Origin of the sequence: Aureimonas altamirensis, from assembly GCF_001463885.1 — a bacterium.
Lineage (GTDB): Bacteria > Pseudomonadota > Alphaproteobacteria > Rhizobiales > Rhizobiaceae > Aureimonas > Aureimonas altamirensis.
In genome coordinates this window covers 312,295-328,999 of record NZ_BBWQ01000010.1, presented here as the reverse complement: position 1 = coordinate 328,999, position 16,705 = coordinate 312,295, and the positions used below count along the sequence as shown (strand labels likewise).

The following is a 16,705-nucleotide window of genomic DNA, read 5'->3' as shown; positions in this document are numbered from 1 at the left end:
CGGCCGGGTCGCCGGCCTACCGCTCGACCGTCAGATATTTGGACAGGTGCACGTTGACCGCGTTGTCCTCCCAGCCGGAAACCTTGTCGGACACGAGCCATAGCGAGGCCGTGTTCATCAAAGGCACGACCGGCTGTTCCTGCATCAGGATGGTCTCGGCCTGGTGCATGAGGCCGGACCGCTTCTCGACATCGCGCTCATTGTAGGACTGCGCCATCAGCGCGTCGAACTCGGCATTGCTCCAATGCGCGTAGTTGAAGGTCTTGTTGCTCGACAGGCTGAGCGCCAGGAAATTTTCCGGATCGGCATAGTCGGCCACCCAGCCCGCACGCGCCACGTTGAAGGCGCCACCTTCCTGCAGGTAGGCATAATGGGACGAGACGTCGAGATTGGTCAGCGTTACATTTGCGCCCAGTACCGTGGACCACATGTCGGCGATGGCCGTTGCCACCCGCTCGTGATTGGCGTTCGTGTTGTAGCGGATTTCAACCGCCAGCGGCTTGCCGCCGGGGCCGTAGCCCGCCTCGTCGATCAGCCTGACGGCCTCGTCCTCGCGGTCGAGCTGGCTCATTTCGGCAAAATCCGCCTCGGCGGGCTCGCCGTAATGCTCCATGCCCGGAGGCACCATCGCATAGACCGGCAATTGCGCCCCGCCGTAGATTTCCTCCGACAGGAAGTCGCGGTCCACCGCCATGGACAAGGCACGGCGGACATCGACGTTGTCGAAGGGCGCGGTGCGCGTGTCGAACGTGTAGTAATAGGTCGAAAGGTACGGCGTCACCCGGACCGCTTCGCCAAGCTGCTCGCGCAGATATTGGAGCTGGTCGGCGGGAAACTCCTTGTTGATATCCAGTTCGCCGGCCTGGAACCGCCGCAACGCGGCGGCCTGGTCCTCGATCGGGTAGAAGATCACGCTGTCCAGCGCGACATTGGCGGCATCCCAATATTCGTCGTTGCGGGCGACGGTGATGTGATCGTTGGCGACCTGCTCCGTCAGCTTGAAGGCGCCGTTGGACACCATCGTACCGGGCCGCACGAAATTTCCGCCCTCGGCCTCGACGGTGGCCGGATGCACCGGAAGGCCCGTCTGGTGCGACAGAAGCTCCAGGAAGAAGGGCGTCGGACGTTCGAGCGTGATCTCCAGCGTCTTGGCGTCCACGGCCCGCATGCCAAGCTGGTCCACCGGCATGCCGCTAGTGTTGATCGCCTCGGCATTCTTGATCGGGTAGAGGATGTTGGCATAGCCCGCCGCCGTCTCCGGATTCTGCAGCCGGCGGAACGAATAGACGAAATCATCCGCCGTTACCGGGTCTCCATTGGACCAGTTGGCATCGGCGCGCAGCTTGAACGTATAGACGGTGCCGTCGTCCGACACGGTCCAGCTTTCCGCCGTGCCGGGTACGAGTTCGCCGTCGGGGCCGTAGATGGTCAGGCCTTCGTAAAGGTCCTTGAGGATATTGGCCTCGACATCGATGGAGGTGTGGGCCTGGTCCAGCGTCTGCGGTTCCCCGGCATTGCCGCGCCTGAGCGTTTCCGCGCCGGCCGGAATGGTCAGGATGGCCGTGCCGAGCACGGCGGAACTCAGGAATGCAAACCAGGTCCGGTTCTTCATGCAGGCACCTCCGCGCGGGGCAGCAGCCGGTTGGCGCTACCTCCAATTAAGTATTCTTGTCATTCGAGCGTCATTCGACCCCTTTGTAAATACTGGCGGTTGCGATTTCCCCAAACGTCAACGGAAGCGCGATCATCAGGCCGACGACCGGTCGACCTTCGTTGCCAGGATCACCGATGTCTGTGTGCGTTCGACGCCGTCGAGCTCTCCGATCCTGTCCAGCACGGCATCGAGGGCGGCGACGGACCCCGCCGCGACAATGGCGATCAGGTCGACCTCGCCGCTGACGGAATGGAGCATGCGGACCTCGGCCATGTCGGTCAGTTCCGCGATGGTGCGGGCCGCCTGCTTGGGGCGCACCGTAATCAGCACATGCGCCTTCACCAGATGGCGCTCCATCTCCGCGCCAAGCCGCACGGTATAGCCGGAAATGATGTTGGCACGCTCCAGCCGCTCGATCCGTGCCTGCACCGTCGTCCGCGACAGGCCCAACCGCCGCGCAAGATCGGCCACCGGTGTGCGGGCATTGTCGGCCAGAAGCGCAAGCAGCGCTTGGTCCTTGGGAGAAATTTGCATAATGACGAAACCAGTTGTCGATCTGTCTAAATTTATCGTCGAAACATAGAATTCGACGGTTTGATCTGTAAAGCCTCGCATGGTCCATTGATGGGACGATCGGTCGCATCAGTCGGAGGGTATGTTCATGCGCGATATCGTCGTCATCGGAGCCGGAAAGATCGGCTCGGCCATCGCCGCGATGCTGGCCGAGACAGGAGATTATCGCGTCACCGTCGCGGATCGCGATGCGGCGGCAGCGGCGGCAGGCGCCCGCTGCCCGAACGTCGAGGCGGCCAGTGTGGACATCCGCAACGAGGCCGCGCTGCGTGCGCTTCTGAAAGGGCGCTATGCCGTCCTCAGCGCCGCCCCCTTCCAGCTTACGACCGCGATTGCACAGGCCGCCGCAGCCAGCGGCGTGCATTATCTGGATTTGACGGAGGACGTCGCTTCCACCCGCTGCGTCACGGAGCTGTCAAAGGGCAGCACCACCGCCTTCATCCCGCAATGCGGGCTTGCGCCGGGCTTCATCTCCATCGTGGCCAACGCCCTTGCGGGCAGGTTCGATACGCTGGACACCATGCGCCTGCGGGTCGGTGCGCTGCCGGAGTTTCCTTCGAACGCGCTTGGCTACAACCTGACGTGGAGCACGGACGGCGTCATCAACGAGTATATCGAGCCGTGCGAGGCCATCGTCGATGGCCGCAAGATCCTCGTGCCGGCGATGGAAGAGCTCGAGATGCTGTCCATAGACGGCACGCAGTACGAAGCCTTCAACACGTCGGGCGGCCTCGGCTCGCTCTGCGAAACCTATGCCGGCAAGGTCCGGTCGCTGAATTACCGCACCATGCGCTATCCCGGCCATGCGGCAATCATGAAGACGCTGCTCAACGATCTCGGCCTGCGGCATCGCCGCGAGGTGCTGAAAGACATCATGGAGCATGCGCTTCCCGCAACGCGGCAGGACGTGGTGGTGACTTTCGCCACCGTCACGGGAATGCGGAACGGGCGCCTGACGCAGGAAACCGATGCGCGCCGTATCCATAGCGGGCTCATTGCCGGGGAGGTGCACAGCGCCATCCAGATCACCACCGCAGCCGGTATCTGCACGGTGCTGGATCTCCTGTCGGCCGGCATCCTGCCGCAAAGGGGCTTCGTGCGGCAGGAGGACGTGCCATTCGATGTCTTCCTGGCCAACCGGTTCGGCCGCCGCTATGTGCGGCAGGGCGCGGTGGATGGCGCTTCCGAGCGGCTGCGCGACGCGGCGTGAAGGGGCGGGCTACTTCCAGAAAGGCTTGGCCGCCCGGATGGCTTTATGGGCACGGGCGGCCTTGGCCAGGAGATCGTCTCTCCTGTCTTCGCCGACATGGCCGGCGATCTGCGAAGCGGCGTCCGCGCCAAGGTCGAGCCGCGTGATCGTCTGCGGGGCGCCAGCCAGATCGTTCAGCGCGCCGAGTGCATCCTGAAGGGCTTCCAAAGCGTCGAGAAGGCGCTTCTGGCGCTTGAGGCCGCGCTTGTCGTCGAACAGCGGGGCGTAGAACTCCACGGCGTAACGCAAGCGCTTCGCCATCTTGCGCAAATCGTGCCGCCCCGAATCGTCCAGCGTTTCGAAATGGCGTCCGGCCTTGCGAACCTTCCTGAACTGGCGGGACAGGATCTGCGATGAGGTATCGCGTGCCGGCGCCTGCCGAAGCGTCTGCGTCCCGGCAGCGGCGATCCAGTCGCCGAAAGACAGCCACTGCGAAAAATCCAGAAGAAGCGCCCGGGTCCGTTGCGACTTAAGGGCCTGCGCCACGCGCTCATAAGCGGCGCGGCGCGCCTGTTCCACCGGCTCCAGATAGGCCGACCCTTCCATGCGTGCGGCAAGCACATCGAGGTCGCGCGCCTCGCCCAATGTGGCGCCAAGATCGCGAAAGGCCGACCGCATGGCCGAAAGCTGCTCTCCGGCCAGCATGTCCTTGTGCATGGACAAGGCCGAACGCAGCCGGCGAATGGCCACCCGGGTCTGATGCAGCGCTGCGGGATAGGTCGGGTCAACCTGCATCTCGTTCAGCCGGAACTGACGCAGGCAGGCCGATGCGATCCGCTGAAAGGCAACCGCGCTGCTCATGCCCTCGGACAGCGTCGCCGCTTGCGACCGGGCCGCTTGGCGGACAGGACCGAGAAGCCGGTGCCCGCGCTCTGCCTTGGTCATCACACCGGGCCATACGGGCGCCACCTCGTCGATCCGGCGGGCCAGCGCGAACAGGTCTGCGGCTTCGCCGGCCTTCAACTCGATCTCGATCTCGCAGACCGGAGCCTGGCGGTCGCCCGCCCGCACGATACCCCTGTCCAGCACGATTTCGCACACGGAATTGCCCTGCGAAATGGTCCAGCTACGGCGCTCTACATCGACCTCGAACAGCGGTGCCACCATCCGCAGGCGGTCACCCATGCCTTGCCAGATGGGGCGTTCGTCGTCGAGCATCGGCGTGGGGCCGAGGAGCTCCCGCTCCCATTCCGGGCGCGCCATCAGCCCGGCCGCTTCGTTGCCGAGCGCCTTGACCGTCTGGACGAACGCTCCGCCGCTTTCACGCACGCGCAACGAAAAGCCGGCCGCAGCAAGGTCGAGCGCGGGCGTATCGAAATAGACGGTGTGCGTGGTCCGGACATGGTCCGGCTCGCCGAACAGGTCGGACCCGACAAGCCTGTCCGCCTCCGCCGGGTCAATCAGGAGCTTAAGCTCGATCTCATGGCCATTGGAGGGGAGGGACATGCGCCGCCTGCTCTAGCCGGTGGCGCGGCCGCCGGAGCGGCCAAGAGACGGGTTTACCTGCAACTCGCGTTTCAGGCTGGCGGCCGCGTCGACATAGGCCTCCTGCCGGGCGACGCTCCAGTAGCGCAGAAGGTCGAGGGGGATGGGTTGCCCGGTTACGGCGCACAGCACGTAGGCACCGGGGCGCACGACCTCGAAATCCCCGTCCAGATAGTTGATCCTGGCTTCCCCGCCGCCGTCCATGCGGTTCATCATTACCGTGGCTTTCCCGTTCGCATTCGATGTCGCGGCTATGGTTCAATCAGGTCGGCGGGGCATCGTCAACGCCGACCGAACAGGCGCTCGATATCGACCTTCCTGAGCTCGATATAGGTGGGCCGTCCGTGATTGCATTGCCCGGAGCCCGGTGTGCGCTCCATTTCGCGCAGAAGTGCGTTCATTTCGTCGGCCCGCAGGGCCCGGCCCGATCGGACCGATCCGTGGCATGCCATGGTGGCGGCCACATGGTCGATGCGGGCCTTCAACCCGTCGCTCGTCTCGGAGCCGGCCAGCTCGTCGGCAAGATCGCGTACCAGTTGCACGGTGTCGACCTGCCCCAGCATGGCCGGCACCTCGCGCACGGCGATGGCGCCCGGGCCGAAGCGCTCCAGCGCCAGGCCGAAGCGCTGGAACGTCTCTGCCGCGTCCATCAGCCGGTCCACATCGGCCTCCGGCAAATCGACGATCTCGGGGATCAGCAGCATCTGGGCCGGCAGCGGCCTGTCGTGCAGGGCCGTCTTCAGGGCCTCATAGACAAGCCGCTCGTGGGCTGCATGCTGGTCCACGATCACGAGGCTGTCGGGCGTTTCCGCCACGATGAACGCCTTGTCGATCTGGGCGCGCGCCGCTCCCAGCGGGAAAGTTTCGCCGGCCGTTTGCTCTGTCTGGTCGCCGATGCGCGCCGAGGGCGCGATTGGCAGCACCCCGCCCATCGGGCCGGGGGACGCAAAACCGCCGCCGGCGGCACTGCCCAGCGGTCGGAAGGGGGAGGCGGCCGGCGTATAGCCTATGGGCCTTGCTTCCGGCCGATAGCCCTGGCCAAACGTGCCTGAACGCGGGCTCTCCGCCGTCATGGCGGGACGGAAGGCCGCCAGCATCGCTTCCGCGCCGCTGGTGGTGGACCGCAATCCGCCATCGGCCAGCCGCGCGCGGATGGCGCCGACGACCAGCCCGCGCACCAGGCCGGGGTCGCGGAAGCGGACATCCGCCTTGGCGGGATGCACGTTCACGTCCACGTCGCGCGGATCGATGGTCAGGAACAGCGCGGCCACGGCGTGCCTGTCCTTTGCCATGGCATCCAGATATGCGCCCCGCATGGCCGACAGCAGCATCTTGTCGCGCACCGGACGGCCGTTGACGTAGAAAAACTGGTACAGCGCGTTGCCGCGATTGAAATTGGGCAGCCCGGCAAAGCCCGTCAGCCCCACGCCCTCGCGCAGGGCATCGAGCGCGAGCGCGTTGTCGGCGAAATCCTTGCCGATCACGTCGGCGATGCGCGCCAACGGGTCGGATGCCGCCTCGTAGACGGTGGGGGTGCGGTCTTCTCCCGTCAGTTCGAAGCGCACTTCCGGAAAGGCCAGTGCGATCCGGCGCACCACGTCGGTGATCGCGCCGCTTTCGGCACGCTCGCCCTTCAGGAATTTCAGCCGCGCCGGGATGGAGTAGAAAAGATCGCGCACCTCCACCACCGTCCCCTGCGACAGGGCTGCCGGGCGCGGCCCCTGCAGGACGCCGTTTTCGACGCGGATTTCGGCGGCATCCGCCGCGCTGGCCGGCCGCGAGCGGATCGACAGCCGCGCCACCGACCCGATGGAGGGGAGCGCTTCGCCCCGAAAGCCGAGCGTTGCGATATCGTGCAGGCTTTCGGCAAGCTTGGACGTGCAGTGCCGCCGCACGGCGAGGGGCAGTTCCTCTGCCGGGATGCCACAGCCATCGTCGGTCACCCGGAGCAGGCTTTTGCCGCCGCCCGCCGTAACGATGGAAATACGCCGTGCCCCCGCGTCCAGTGCGTTTTCCACCAGTTCCTTGACGACGCTGGCCGGCCGCTCGACCACTTCGCCGGCGGCGATCTGGTCGATCATATGTTCGGATAGCTGGCGGATCGTCATCGCGTTATGGGGCTGGGTAAATCGGATGCGGCCCAACCTAAGAGGTCAGGCCGCCGATTGCGATGGGTCGGCTGCGTCTTCCACCACAATCGTCACCGAGCGCGGCCCGACCCGCAACATGTTCGAGGCCGTCGCCTCCGGTGCGTCCGGCGTGTCGGAACGCAACTTCACCACCAGCCTGCGGCCCGGCCGGGCCGGCGGCAAGGCCATCGTCGCTTCGTCCATGGCGGCATTGAACACGGCAAAAACGCCGTCGTCGGCGCGCCGCAGAAACAGGCCGAGGAGGCGGCGGTCTGCCTGCCGCCATTCGTCGATGGTCAGGATGCCGTTCTGTCCGTACCAGGCAGCGTCCGGCAGGTCGCACCCCTCGGTGGGCTCGCCGCTCAGCCAGGTATCGGCCGACAAGGCGGCGTGCCTTGCCCGCAACTTCGCGAGCCGCGCGGTAAAGGCTGCCTGCGCCAAGTCGGCGGCCGCCCAGTCCAGCCATGACAGGTCGTTGTCCTGCGCATAGGCGTTGTTGTTGCCGCCCTGCGTGCGGCCGAATTCGTCGCCAGCCGTCAGCATCGGGGTGCCGCGCGCCACGAACAAGGTTGCCAAAAGGGCGCGGATATCGCGCTTGCGCGCCTCGATCACCGCCGCATCCCGGGTGAAGCCCTCGACACCCCAGTTCCACGAATGGTTTTCGTTGTGCCCATCGCGGTTCTGCTCGCCGTTCGCCTCGTTGTGCTTGCGCTCGTAGGAGACGATATCGGCCAGCGAGAACCCGTCATGCGCGGCGATGAAGTTGACGCCGGCGGACGGAACACGCCCATTGCGCTGGAACAGGTCTGCCGAGCCGGCAAGACGGGTGGCAAGGGCGCCGGCCATTGCGTCCTCGCCCTTCCAGAAGCGGCGTGCATCGTCGCGGAAACGATCCTGCCATTCGTGGTAGGGCGGCTTGAAATTGCCGAGCTGGTAGCCGCCGGGGCCGATGTCCCATGGCTCCATCACATGGATACGGTCGCGCAGGACCGGGTCTTCGGTGATCTGCCGCAGCAAAGGTGCGTCGGGCTCGAAGTAACCGGTTTCGGTGCGTCCGAGGACCGTGCCGAGATCGTACCGGAAACCATCGACGCCGGCCGCCTGCACCATCAGTCGCAGGGCGTCGAGCGCCATGCGCCCGACCGGCTCACGCTCCAGCGCCAGCGTGTTGCCACAGCCGGTATCGTTGACGAGAAGGCCGGGATCGTCCGGATGGGCGCGGTAATATAGGCGGTTGTCCAGTCCGCGATAGGAGAGGGTGGGGCCGAACACGTCGCTCTCGCCCGAATGGTTCAGCACCACATCGACCAGCACGCGGATGCCGCGTGCATGGAACGCATCCACGACGCGGCGCAGCTCGGCATAGCCACCGGGGGCAAGGCGCGGGTCGAGCGCCATATGCGTGACGGGGTTATACCCCCAGGCGTTACGCAGGCCGAGTGCATGGAGGTGCCGCTCGTCGACCCACCCGCACAGGGGCATCAGTTCCACCGTCTGGACGCCAAGCCCCGCGATATGGTCCATCAGCGCGGGCTCCGCCAGCGCGGCCAGGGTGCCGCGCAGGGTGGGGGCGATGCCGTCATGCCGCATGGAATAGCCGCGCACCGACACTTCATAGGTAAAGCCCGGAATGCCCGGCGGCATCGGCGCGGCATCGAGCGGAAGTTCCGTCACGATGGCACGGGGCACCAGGGAGGCGGTATCGACCGCGGCATCGTGCGGTGCGGACAGGCGCGGATCGTAGGCGTATGGCCTGTCCAGCGCGAGGGCATACGGGTCTACCAGCAGCTTCGACGGATCGAAGCGGTGGCCGTTGGCCGGCTCCCAGGGGCCGTAGGCACGATAGCCGTACAGCGCACCGGCCTGCAGGCCCGGCACGAAGCCGAAGAAGACGTCGCCCTGCCGCCCCGGCAGCACAAGGCGCCGGTTCTCGCGCGTCATGCCGCCCTCGAACAGGCAGAGCTCCATCCTGTCGGCATGGCGCGATACGATGGAGAGGTGGACACCGTCGCCATCCACCACCGCGCCAAGGCGTGGCGGCAGGCCCCGTTCGGCGGTGATGCCGGTCAAGCGCCGCCCTGCCATGCGCGGATCCAGTCCTGCGGCCATACCAGCATGATGACGTTGAGCGTCAGGTTGTCGCGGATCATGTATCCGGTGAACAGCTCGAAGAAGACGGCGATGGCGACGGTTACCCAGACCGGCAGCCGCCATGCCAGAAGGAACCCGACAATCATGAAGCCGATGTCGGATACGGAGTTGAGCACGCTGTCGCCGAAATAGTCGAGCGCGATGGTGGAGTCGCGATAGCGCGCGATGACCGCATCGGTGTTTTCGACGATCTCCCAGCCGGCCTCGATGATGGTGGCGATGAACAGGCGCCACCCCATGCTCTTGTTGCGGCTGATGAGCCACAGGAACCAGTAGAAGATAAAGCCGTGGATGAGGTGCGAGGGCGAGTACCAGTCCGACAGATGCTGCGAGTTTTCGGAACTGGCGACCGCGCCGTGCCAAAGCCTCACCGTTCCGCATTCGCAGATCGGGACGCGGCCCATGGTCAGCAGGATGGCGGCGGCGGCGATGACGACGCCGAGCGTCGCCAGCCACCACCGCCCATGAATGCGACGGGTGCCCTCCATGGCCATGCCGTCAGGTGCGGACGTCGGGTTCGCTGCGGCCGGTGCGCTTGCGGATTTCCCCGATGGCGTCGGCCGTGTCGATCAGCTCCTTCAACGCTTCCTCGACCGGCAGGCCGTGCTTGTCCGGGTTGGCCTCGAACCGCTCCAGATAGACGCGCAAGGTGGCGCCCTTGGTGCCGGTGCCCGACAGGCGGAAGACGATGCGCGAGCCGCCCGAGAAGATGATGCGCACGCCTTGCCCGGTGGAGACGGAGCCGTCGACCGGGTCCTTGTAGGAGAAGTCGTCGGCCTCGGAGACGACCAGCGTGCCGAACCGCTGCCCCGCCATGGAGGCGAGGCGGCCGCGCAGCGAATCCATCAGGTCTTCGGCGGCCTTCTTGTCGACTTCCTCGTAATCGTGCCGCTGATAGTAGTTGCGGCCATAGGTCTTCCAGTGCTCATGGACGATGTCGGCAACGCCCATGCCCCGCACGGCAAGGATGTTGAGCCACAGAAGGACCGCCCAGAGCCCGTCCTTTTCGCGCACATGGTCCGAGCCGGTGCCCGAGCTTTCCTCGCCGCAGATCGTCACCTTGCCGGCATCGAGCAGATTACCGAAGAACTTCCAGCCGGTCGGCGTTTCGAACATGCCGATCTTCAGCTTCGCGGCCACCCTGTCCGCCGCCTGGCTGGTGGGCATGGAGCGGGCAATTCCCGAGATGCCGCCGGCATAGCCCTTGGCCAGATGCGCGTTGGCCGCAAGGATGGCGAGCGAGTCGGACGGCGTCACCACGATGCCCTTGCCGAGGATCATGTTGCGGTCGCCGTCGCCATCGGAAGCGGCGCCGAAGGCCGGTGCGTTGGCACTCATCAGATGGTCTACCAGCGGGGCGGCCCAGACAACGTTGGGGTCCGGGTGTCCGCCGCCGAAATCCTCCAGCGGCACGGCGTTGACGACGCTGCCGGCCGGCGCCCCCAGGCGGCGCTCAAGGATTTCCGTCGCATAGGGGCCGGTGATGGCGTGCATGGCGTCGAAGCGCAGCGTCAGGCCCCCGGCGATGGCGGCGCGGATGGCGTCGAAATCGAAGAGGGTTTCCATGAGGGCCGCATAATCGGCCACCGGATCGACGATCTCGACGTCCATCGCCTCGATCCGCGTCGTGCCCGGCTGCGAGAGATTGGGCGCCTGCGCATCGGAAATCCGGTACTGGGACAGATCCCGCGTGCGGGCATAGATGCGCTCGGTGACGCCTTCGGGCGCGGGGCCGCCATTGGCGACATTGTACTTGATGCCGAAATCTCCGTCCGGCCCGCCGGGATTGTGGCTCGCCGACAGGATGATTCCACCCGCCGCCTTGCGCTGGCGGATCAGGTTGGAGGCCGCCGGCGTGGACAGAAGCCCGTCGCGGCCCACGACGACACGGCCGAAGCCGTTGGCCGCCGCCATGCGGATCACCGTTCCGACGACCTCGCGGTTGAAGAAGCGGCCGTCGCCGCCCACCACGAGCGTCCCGCCCGCCGGTACGTCGGCTGCATCGAAGATCGCCTGGATGAAGTTTTCGGCGTAGTTCGGCTGCTGGAAGTGCGGCACCTTCTTGCGCAGGCCCGACGTGCCCGGCTTCTGGTCGTCGAAGGGTCTGGTCTCAACGGTTAAGATGCTCATCGATCCTGATCTTTCAGCAAGTCGCGGTAAAGCCCGGCATAGCGCTGGGCGCTGAGTTCCCATGAAACATTGCTGCGCATGGCCTGCAACTGGATGTCCCGCCACTGTGCGGGGTCCTCGTACAGGCGGCGCAGCCGCACAAGACCCTTCACCAGCGCATCGCGGGTGACGGGCTCGAAGATGACGCCGGTGGCCACACCGGCGGTCAAGGCGGCCACATTGGCGTCGATGACGGTGTCTGCCAGCCCCCCGACGCGCGAGACGACCGGCAGGCAGCCGTAGCGCAGCGCATAAAGCTGCGTCAGCCCGCACGGCTCGAAGCGGGATGGCACGATCAGCGCGTCGGCCCCCGCCTGCACGCGATGCGACAGGGGCTCGTCATAACCGATGCGCACGCCGATACGCTCGGCATGGCGGGCCGAGGCGGCCAGAAACTCGCCTTCCAGGAGGCGGTCTCCAGAGCCGACGATGACCAGCCGGAAGCCGCCGGCCACGATGGGCTCGATCGCCTCGACGAGGACATCCAGCCCCTTCTGCCAGGTCAGGCGCGACACCACGGCCAGGATGGGCCCATCGTCCTGCGCAAAGCCGAACTCGGCCTCCAGCGCCCGCTTGTTGATCTGGCGCTTGAATATGTCGTCGACGGTGAAGTTGGCCGCGATCTCCGGGTCGGTCGCCGGGTTCCACGTCTCGACGTCCACGCCGTTGACGATGCCGACCAGGCGTTCGGCGCGGCCGCGCAGCAATCCGTCGAGGCCCATGCCGCCATGGGGAGTCAGGATTTCGGCCGCGTAGGTGGGGCTTACCGTGGTGATGAGATCGGCTGCATGCAGGCCGCCCTTCAGGAAGCCGACCGAGCCGTAATATTCGACGCCCTCGATGGACCAGGCGGTGTCCGGCAGGCCAAGCGCCGGCAGGATCGTGTGCGGAAACGCACCCTGGAAAGCAAGGTTGTGGATGGTGATGACGGTACGCGGACGCGGCCCTTGCGCAAAGGCCAGGTATACCGGCGCCAGCGCCGCCTGCCAGTCATGCGCGTGGACGATATCGGGACGCCAGCCGTCGATGGCGCCAAGGCCGATCTCGGCCGCGGCCTTGCCGAGGGCGGCGAAGCGCGCCCAATTGTCGGTGTGGTCGTAGCCGTTCAGGCCGATATACGGGCCGCCCGGCCGGTCGTACAGATGGGGAGCGTCCAGCAGCAGTAGCTGCAGCCCGTGCGCCTGTGCCGCCAGTACCGTGGCGGCGCCGCCGAAGAGGTCGGCGAAGTGTGCCTTCGGCGCCAGCGGGCCGACGCGATCCAGGATGCTGGGATAGGCCGGCATCAGCGTGTGGACGTCGCTGCCCAGCCGCTCCAGGGCCAGGGGCAGGGCGCCCGCCACATCCGCAAGCCCCCCCGTCTTGATCAGCGGGAAGACTTCGGAGGCGACCGAAAGTACGCGAATGTCACTCAAAGTGCGTCAGCCTGTCGATCATCGGCTGCGTCACGAGGCAGATGCCGCTGGCGGTGCGCCGGAAGCGCTGGGCGTCCAGCTCCGGATCCTCGCCGATGACGAGCCCTTCGGGAATCGTCACGCCCCGGTCGATGACGGCATGGCTGACGCGCGCGTGCCGGCCGATGACGACGCCGGGCAGCACCACCGCATGATCGAGCCGCGAATAGGAGCGCATGCGCACGCCGGTGAACAGCAGCGAGCTTTTCAAGGATCCGCCCGAGATGATGCAATCGCCCGACACGAGGGAGGACACGGCATAACCGCGTCGCCCATCCTCGTCATGCACGAACTTGGCCGGCGGCGTCACGTCGGCATAGGTCCAGATGGGCCAGTCGCGGTCGTAGATGTCGAGTTGCGGGACGATATCCGTCAGGTCGATATTGGCCTGCCAGTAGGCGTCCACGGTGCCGACATCGCGCCAATAGGCGTCGGCCTCGTTGGACGAGCGCACCACCGAGCGGTTGAAGGAATGCGCATAGGCCGCGCCGTGCCGGACGACATAGGGGATGATGTCCTTGCCGAAATCGCGCGCCGACTTCAGGTCGGCGGCGTCGCGGCGCAACTGATCGGCCAGGAAGGCCGTGGAGAAGACATAGATGCCCATCGACGCAAGCGCGGTGTCCGGCCGGCCGGGGATGGCCGGCGGATCTTCGGGCTTTTCGATGAAGTCGGTGACGCGGCCCTTTTCGTCGACATGCATCACGCCGAAGCCGCGCGCCTCCATGCGGGGCACTTCCAGGCAGCCGATCGTGACGTCGGCCCCGGTGTCCACATGCTGCTGCAGCATGATCTCGTAGTCCATCTTGTAGACGTGGTCGCCCGCAAGGATGATGATGTATTTCGGGTCGTAGGCCTCGATGATGTCGAGGTTCTGGTAGACGGCGTCGGCGGTGCCCGCATACCACTGGTCTTCCGACACGCGCTGCGAGGCGGGCAGCACGTCGAAGCTTTCGTTGCGGCCCGGCCGCAGGAAGTTCCAGCCGCGGTGCAGGTGGCGGATCAGGCTGTGGGCCTTGTACTGGGTGGCCACCCCGATGCGGCGGATACCGGAATTGACCGCGTTGGACAGGGCGAAATCGATGATCCGCGACTTGCCACCGAAGTAGACGGCCGGCTTTGCCCGGCTGTCCGTCAGTTCCATCAGGCGGCTGCCACGCCCTCCCGCAAGCACGTATGCCATCGTATCGCGCGAAATCGGAGCCACATGGCGCTCATTCGGCATTCAGTCCCTCCCCGCCCGCGCGTGGGCGGGCACTGAACATTTTGCCGGCCCTCCGGCCGATCTGCAATCGAAGATAGCGCCCCCCGGGGCGGACGCCATATGCCGCCCCGGCTAAAATTCCGGCCGGCTTATCCCTTCTTTTCGAAGGCCCCCGCATGCCAGATATCGCGTGCATATTCCCCGATCGACCGGTCGGACGAGAACCAGCCCATGCGCGCCGTGTTGTGGACGGCGATGCGGTTCCAGTCGGCCTTGTCGTGCCACAGCGTATCCAGCCGGCGCTGCGTCTGCCAGTAGGAGTCGAAGTCGGCGGCGATCATCCACCAGTCCCTGTCGCGCAGGGAGCCGGTCAGGCTGCGATAGCGTCCCGGCTCGCCCTCCGAGAACACGCCGCCCTCGATGGAATCCAGCGCGGCGCGCAACAGCGGCTGCTGGTCGATGAGCGGCTGGCCGCGATGGCCGTCGGCCCGCCTGCGGGCCACTTCGTCTGCCTTGAGGCCGAAGATGAACATGTTGTCTTCGCCCACATGGTCCTGCATCTCCACATTGGCTCCGTCCAGCGTGCCGATGGTGAGGGCGCCGTTGAGCGCAAACTTCATGTTGCCGGTGCCCGAGGCCTCCAGCCCCGCCGTGGATATCTGCTCGGAGATGTCGGCCGCCGGCATGATGATCTCGGCCAGGCTGACATTGTAGTTCGGGATGAAGACCACCTTCAGAAGGTTGCGCACGGCCGGATCGGCGTTGATCACGCTGGCCACGTCGTTGATGAGGTGGATGATTTCCTTGGCTTCGTGGTAGCTGGGGGCCGCCTTTCCGGCGAACACCTTGACGCGCGGCGTCCATTCCAGGTGAGGCGAGGAGCGGATCTGGTCGTACAGCGCCACCGTCTCGATGATGTTCATCAACTGGCGCTTGTATTCGTGGATGCGCTTGACCTGAATGTCGAAGATGGCCTTCGGATCGACATAGGTGGCAAGCCGCTCTTCGATCACCTTGGCCAGGCGCTGCTTGTTGGCAAACTTCACCGCCGCGAACCGGTCGCGGAAGCTGGCGTCGTCGGCATAGGGGTCGAGGTCGATCAGCCTGTCGAGGTCGTCGCGGTAGGCCGTGCCGATGGTCTCGTCGATAAGGCTGCACAGGCCGGGATTGCACTCGAACAGCCAGCGGCGCGGCGTCACCCCGTTGGTCTTGTTTTCGATCCGCTCCGGGAACAGCCGGTGCAGGTCGTGGAAGACGGTTTCCTTCATCAGGTCCGAATGCAGGGCGGACACGCCGTTGACTGCGTGGGAGCCGACGAAAGCGAGCTGCCCCATCCGCACGCGGCGGCCGTTGTCTTCGTCGATGAGCGAGATCGCCGAGACTTCGCCGTCGCTTAGGCCCTTATCCTGCCGCGCATGGCGGATGATGTCGGCGTTGATGGCGTAGATGATCTGCATCTGGCGCGGCAGCAGCCGCTCGAACAGATGGATCGGCCAGGTTTCCAGCGCCTCGGGCAGGAGCGTGTGATTGGTGTAGGAGAAGGTCGCCTGCGTCACCGTCCAGGCCTCGTCCCACTCCATGCCGTGGATGTCGACCAGGATGCGCATCAACTCCGCCACCGAAACGGCCGGGTGCGTGTCGTTGAGCTGGATGGATACCTTGTCGCCAAGGTTGGCCAACGTATCGTAGGTCTGCAGGTGGCGGCGCACGATGTCCTGCAACGATGCCGACGAGAAGAAGAACTCCTGGCGAAGCCGCAATTCCTGTCCGGCCTGATGCGAATCGGCAGGGTAGAGGACACGGGTGATGGCTTCGGCACGGTTGGATTCCAGCAAGGCCCCGATATGGTCGCCGGAATTGAAGGCATCGAGCAGGATGGGGTCCAGCGCCTGCGCGCTCCACAGCCGCAGCGTATTGACGTGCTTGCCGCGCCACCCGACGATGGGCGTATCGAAGGCGACGGCCAGAACGCGCTCGGCCGGGCGCCAGACGCAGCGGGGCGGGCGCCCCGGCTCTTCCACCATGGTGACCTTGCCGCCGAAGCCGATCTCGTAGGCGGTTTCGCGGCGCTCGAACTCCCAGGGGTTGCCGTGGGCCAGCCAGTCTTCCGGCAGCTCCACCTGCGCGCCATCGGCGATTTCCTGCCGGAAGAAGCCATGGACATACCGGATGCCGTAGCCGAAGGCCGGCACCTCGGTAGAGGCCATGCTTTCCATGAAACAGGCCGCAAGGCGGCCGAGGCCGCCATTGCCAAGCGCCGCATCCGGCTCCAGCAGCTCGACCAGGTCGAGCTCGACGCCGTAGCGGGCAAGCGCCTGCTTCACCGGCTCGGCAAGGCCGAGATTGTTGATCGCGTCACGCAGGAGCCGACCGATCAGGAACTCCATCGACAGGTAGCAGACGCGCTTGGACTGGTCCTTGTTGACCTTCTGGGTCGAGGAGATCCAGTGGTCGATGATGCGGTCGCGCACGGCCAGGCACGTCGCGTCCATCCAGTCGTACATGCGGGCGACGCCGGTTGTCTTGCCCAGCGAATAGGTGAGCTTCTCGACAATCTCGAGCGCCAGCGTATCGGCGTCGTTGCCGCGTGGCAGCGGGTTGTGCGTCGCCCGGCGCATGGGGTTGGCGGCCTCGGCCGTC

Annotated in this window: 12 protein-coding genes; 1 reads left to right on the top strand and 11 read right to left on the bottom strand. The window is 65.9% G+C overall.

Annotated features, from left to right (window positions below):
* Positions 1–16 precede the first annotated feature (16 nt).
* Both AUL31_RS07590 and AUL31_RS07585 read right to left on the bottom strand, forming a co-directional pair.
* Complete coding sequence (locus AUL31_RS07590; protein ID WP_060603792.1) at positions 17–1,612, bottom strand: peptide ABC transporter substrate-binding protein; 1,596 nt, start codon at positions 1,610–1,612, stop codon at positions 17–19.
* A 135-nt stretch (positions 1,613–1,747) separates the two neighbouring features.
* Positions 1,748–2,188, bottom strand: coding sequence for an Lrp/AsnC family transcriptional regulator (locus AUL31_RS07585; RefSeq protein WP_060603789.1), 441 nt, complete (start codon positions 2,186–2,188; stop codon positions 1,748–1,750).
* A 127-nt stretch (positions 2,189–2,315) separates the two neighbouring features.
* Between AUL31_RS07585 and AUL31_RS07580 the strand changes: the two genes are divergently transcribed.
* Positions 2,316–3,437: a saccharopine dehydrogenase NADP-binding domain-containing protein gene (locus tag AUL31_RS07580; RefSeq protein WP_060603978.1), complete on the top strand. Its 1,122-nt coding sequence runs from the start codon at positions 2,316–2,318 to the stop codon at positions 3,435–3,437.
* A gap of 9 nt (positions 3,438–3,446) precedes the next feature.
* Here AUL31_RS07580 and AUL31_RS07575 read toward each other — a convergent pair whose 3' ends face one another.
* The 9 genes from AUL31_RS07575 to AUL31_RS07535 all read right to left on the bottom strand — a co-directional run bounded on the left by AUL31_RS07575 (position 3,447) and on the right by AUL31_RS07535 (position 16,683).
* The gene (locus AUL31_RS07575) at positions 3,447–4,922 is read right to left on the bottom strand and encodes a CYTH and CHAD domain-containing protein (protein WP_060603786.1); all 1,476 of its coding nucleotides are present in this window, start codon (positions 4,920–4,922) and stop codon (positions 3,447–3,449) included.
* A gap of 12 nt (positions 4,923–4,934) precedes the next feature.
* Positions 4,935–5,177, bottom strand: coding sequence for a DUF2093 domain-containing protein (locus AUL31_RS07570; protein WP_060603782.1), 243 nt, complete (start codon positions 5,175–5,177; stop codon positions 4,935–4,937).
* A 65-nt stretch (positions 5,178–5,242) separates the two neighbouring features.
* Entirely contained in the window at positions 5,243–7,069 is a 1,827-nt protein-coding gene (gene mutL, locus AUL31_RS07565) for a DNA mismatch repair endonuclease MutL (RefSeq protein WP_060603778.1), read from the bottom strand.
* 45 nt (positions 7,070–7,114) lie between these two features.
* Positions 7,115–9,175, bottom strand: a complete 2,061-nt coding sequence (gene glgX, locus AUL31_RS07560) for a glycogen debranching protein GlgX (protein WP_060603974.1) — start codon at positions 9,173–9,175, stop codon at positions 7,115–7,117.
* Entirely contained in the window at positions 9,157–9,729 is a 573-nt protein-coding gene (locus AUL31_RS07555; protein ID WP_082646845.1) for a DUF2585 domain-containing protein, read from the bottom strand. The genes glgX and AUL31_RS07555 overlap by 19 nt, the downstream gene beginning before the upstream one ends.
* A 10-nt stretch (positions 9,730–9,739) precedes the next feature.
* Positions 9,740–11,371, bottom strand: a complete 1,632-nt coding sequence (locus AUL31_RS07550) for an alpha-D-glucose phosphate-specific phosphoglucomutase (protein WP_060603771.1) — start codon at positions 11,369–11,371, stop codon at positions 9,740–9,742.
* The gene (gene glgA / locus AUL31_RS07545) at positions 11,368–12,813 is read right to left on the bottom strand and encodes a glycogen synthase GlgA (RefSeq protein WP_060603971.1); all 1,446 of its coding nucleotides are present in this window, start codon (positions 12,811–12,813) and stop codon (positions 11,368–11,370) included. The genes AUL31_RS07550 and glgA overlap by 4 nt, the downstream gene beginning before the upstream one ends.
* A gap of 1 nt (position 12,814) precedes the next feature.
* On the bottom strand, positions 12,815–14,086 hold the full coding sequence (gene glgC, locus AUL31_RS07540) for a glucose-1-phosphate adenylyltransferase (RefSeq protein ID WP_060603768.1): 1,272 nt from the start codon (positions 14,084–14,086) through the stop codon (positions 12,815–12,817).
* A 128-nt stretch (positions 14,087–14,214) separates the two neighbouring features.
* Entirely contained in the window at positions 14,215–16,683 is a 2,469-nt protein-coding gene (locus tag AUL31_RS07535) for a glycogen/starch/alpha-glucan phosphorylase (protein ID WP_060603968.1), read from the bottom strand.
* Positions 16,684–16,705: the final 22 nt, after the last annotated feature.